2 protein-coding genes are annotated in these 4,234 nt (G+C 34.0%); both read right to left on the bottom strand.

The genetic code is table 11. The features are described 5' to 3' along the window. The coding region (locus Q0049_RS03525) for a YDG domain-containing protein (RefSeq protein ID WP_298116626.1) at nt 1-3,764 on the bottom strand (3,764 nt) is incomplete at its 3' end. Nucleotides 3,765-3,925: 161 nt separating this feature from the next. After that, nucleotides 3,926-4,234 (bottom strand): T9SS type A sorting domain-containing protein (locus tag Q0049_RS03520; RefSeq protein ID WP_298116624.1); only part of this gene is annotated, 309 nt, incomplete at its 5' end.

Raw genomic sequence — 4,234 nt, 5'->3', positions numbered from 1 at the left:
ACTTTAAAACGATATCCTTGTGCGCCTGAAATATTTGTAGCATACATAGAAGTTGATAATCCTGATACTGTTGTTCCACATTGTGCCGCTGGCAAAGTAGAAACTATAGGTGTACATCCTCCAGGTAAACCAACATTGTCTATGATTCCGTTACAATCGTTATCGATTCCATCGTAACAAACATCAACTGCTCCCGGATTGATAGAAGCTACGTTGTCGTTGCAATCTCCACTTCCAATAACTGAGGTAACATATCCTAATCCTGGTGAATAACATTGATAAACTGGACCATCTGAATAATATCCATCTAAATCCGCATCTAAATACCAAGCTAAAATTGGATTTACAGTCACTACAACATTTTGAGAAACAAAACATGTATTTGTTGTAACTGTAAATATATATGTTACATTAATTGGAGCAGTAGTAGTATTTACTAAAGTTTCATTTGGATTAGTTGATTGTGGCGAAGTTATTGCAGCATTACTAATTCCCGAAACAGCTGGTCTTGTCCATGTTATCGTAGCTCCACTATAATTTGTTGTAGGAACATAACTAAAGGCATCGCTTGCACAAATTGTTGCTGTTAATGGACTTGATAATGCAGCACTAGGAGTATTGGTAATATTTAAATTCAAATCGTCAATTCTCCAATTTGCAGTATTTGCAGATGGACTTCCAGTGCCGTTATGTCCATACAATCTAAATGTTATTGGTGAACCATTTAAAGAATTGATTCCCGTTACTGAACTAGAATATAAAGCCCAAATAGATGATGTTGATAAAGAACCAGTTGCAATTGTAGTTGCATAATTATCTAAACTGGATCTTAACGAATAAGAAGCAGGACCTGTTCCTGTACTTCTTGAACCAAAAGCGATACTATTTAAAGTAGCTATGTACCCAGATTGAGGTGTAACAGTAAACTCAAAATAAGCCGAAATAGCCATATCTAAAGCTCCTGTTCTAGTTGCTGCACCTGCATTACTTGTTCCTGAAGACCCTAAATATCCAGTAGAAGCACTAGTAGAAGTTAATAACGTTGTAATCCCATTATTATTCCCTTGTGAAAGATTAGAAACTGTTAAATTTGAAACAGTATTAGTTGAAGGAGACGCCGTTGTGAAGTTCCAATTAACATTTCCTGTAGTTGCAGTACATGGTGATGGAATAATTGACGCTAATAAACCTAATGGCTGTATTAAATTATAATTTGACGCATCTAAACCTGTGATTGTACTTGTAGATGTTACTGGTTTAGAAGTTCCAACATTAGAATTATTAAAAGTTCCACTTAAATTTAAAGTTACAACATCAGGAGAAATAACACCATCAATTGTACCATTTATTGTTGCAACATTATTACCATCATATACTTTATCAGTAGCTACTGGATTCAAAACTGTTACATTTTTCTTAGTAATATTTGCTAAAAGTGATAAAGGTTGTAAATTATAATTACCAATAGAACTACCTGAAATAGAATATCCTGTAACCGAAACTGATTTAGCATTTCCAGCTGTGTAAGTTAAAAAATTTGCAACAGCACTTCCATCTAAAACAACATTTGCCTCATCACCAGGAATTAATCCATTTAATGCTGCTACTCCAGAAAGTGTTGCTAATGTAGTTCTATCATACTCCTTATTATTTGCTGTTAGACCAACAATTGTTAAGGATTTTGTTGTAATATTTGCAGTCAATCCTGTAGGTTGTAATAAATTATAATTAGCTGAGGCAGATCCTGAAAGTGAATATCCTGACACAGTTACTACTTTCCCATTTTCAACAGCTGCAGTAGCAAAATTTGCAACTGGAATATTATTCAAAGAAACATTTCCATTATCTGAGGCAATAATTCCAACCAAAGTTGGTGTACCAGAAATTGAAGCGGTAGTAGTTAAATCATACTCTTTATTATTAACAATAATACCAGAAATTGTTATGTCTTTTTGTAAAATATCAGCAGTCAATGTTGGCTGAATTAAAGCGTAATTTGCTGAACTTAAACCATTCAAAACTAGCGCCGTAGTAACTAATTTATTATTCCCAACTGATGGTGTATTAAAATTCCCATTACCTGAAAAAGTAACATTGTCCGTTCCAATAATTCCATCTAAATTCCCTCCAATAATTGTTGCGGTAGTTGTAGCATCATAGACTTTATTTGATACTGTAGCTCCAGAAATAGTTAAATTCTTTTGAGTAACTACTAAATTTTGTTGTACTGGTGTAGCTGGATTATAGTTAGAATCCCCACTTTGATTTGCCGTAATGACTGTTGTACCAGCACCAACTATTGTAACCACATCGTTTATGATAGTTGCAACATTTGTATTTGAACTGGTATAAGATATTGTTAAATTTGAATCAGAAGTAGCTGTTAAATTAAAACTTGCATCTCCATAAGTTACTGAAGCAAGTGGATTGAATGTAATTGTTTGGTCCAACAAACCTGAAGAAATGATATCCGCAGTTAAACCCGATGGTTGAGCTAATAAATAATTTGTCGCATTTGTACCCGACAAAGTATAACCTGTCACCGTTACTGGCTTATTAGTTCCAACACTAGAGTCATTAAAATTTGCAACCGGCGTTCCTGATAGTATAACATTACTATTGTCAGATGGAATAATCCCATTTAAAACTGGTGAACCACTCAAACTTGCGCTAGTGTTATTATCAAACGTTTTATTATTTGCAATTAGCCCTGAAATGGTGACATTTTTTTGACTTACAGTATTATTACTGTTAGTTGCAACAGTGACATTTTGAGCACCAGTACTTGATAGTGTTATTGTACCATTGTAATTTCCAACAGATATTGGACTTATAAGTCTCAAATAAACTGATGTACTTCCTATTGTACCTGATGCTCCTACAACTAATGGAGAAGAATTAGTTCCAATTGATGCGGAAAAATCAGAAGTTGTTGAAACTTCAAAATTTGCTGGAGGCGTAACTGTAATTCCAGCATTCATATTGTTACCAGAAACAGAAAAATTTGTTATTGGTGATGCAGAACCATACTCGTGTGACAAACTAGAAACAGTTCCACTAGCGCTTATCAAAGGAGCAGGAGTTGAAGTAATCGAAATATTATCAATTTGAAACTTATCTCTTGTATTTGATCCTATTGTTGTACTTCCCGCATGATTATAAAAACGTAATCTTGCAGTCGCAGAATTGTTAAATGCAGTAGGCAAAGCAATTGAAGAAATACTACCAGATGAAGGACTTGTTGCACTCTCCTTATCTAAAAGTTGCGCTGCAGAAATTTCTGTAAAAGTTGAACCATCAATACTCCAAAAAACTCTTAATGAAGTAGGTCTTGTGCCACTATTATCAATAGCAGCCCAATCAAAACTCAATGTACCGGCATTTCTACCCGTAAAATTCAATAATAAGTCAATAGCAACCGCCTCTGGAGTAGCTGTTGCTCCTGTAGATAAAAATTGAATACTTCCACTTGGCTTTTGAAAACCACCTGCTGTTCCTGTAACGATAGTTGCAGAAGATTTTGTTGTTCTAACTCCTGTTGTAACAGAATTTCCTGTTCCAGTTATTCCAACACTAGCCCAATTAGAAGCATCTGTACCGGTGTAAGTACCTCCAGAAACAGTCCATGCACCTGTTAAAGCCCAAGTTTTATCTCCCGAAGACATATTGTATGCCGTTTGACTGAATGAAACTGAACAAGTCATTAAAAAAATAACTGATAGAATAACTTTTAAGTTAACTATCCATTGTAAAATTAATTTCATATTTTAAAAGTTTGATTTGAACTACAAAAGTACAATCAAAGAAGATAAAAAGTCATTTCTTAATGTTATTAATTTATTAACAACTGGTTACAAAATATTCATATAACAGAAAACCTCCTCAATTACTTGAGGAGGTTTCTATTTATTTGTAGTTTATCAAACTATCTTTTGATAACTCGTAAGGTTTGTGTGTTTTCTCCTTGAGTTACAATTACATTGTAAACTCCTGATGGATATCCACTTCCAACCTCAAACGATGCAACATCAGAAACATTGATTTGTCTTTGTTCCACTTGTTTACCTATCATGTCATAAACACTCACTTTGATTACTTCTTCACTTGATGTGTTGACATCTAATTTGAAGTTCTCTGCAAATGGATTTGGATAAGCAACAGCTTTAAAGTCAACTATGTTTTTAGTAATAGTTTGCTCTTTTGCTAATCCTGGAACTGTTAATGAACATACTTT

This window comes from Flavobacterium sp. (assembly GCF_027484205.1).
Taxonomy (GTDB): domain Bacteria; phylum Bacteroidota; class Bacteroidia; order Flavobacteriales; family Flavobacteriaceae; genus Flavobacterium.
The sequence above is the reverse complement of the archived record's forward strand: the minus strand, read 5'-3'. Positions and strand labels throughout refer to the sequence as shown.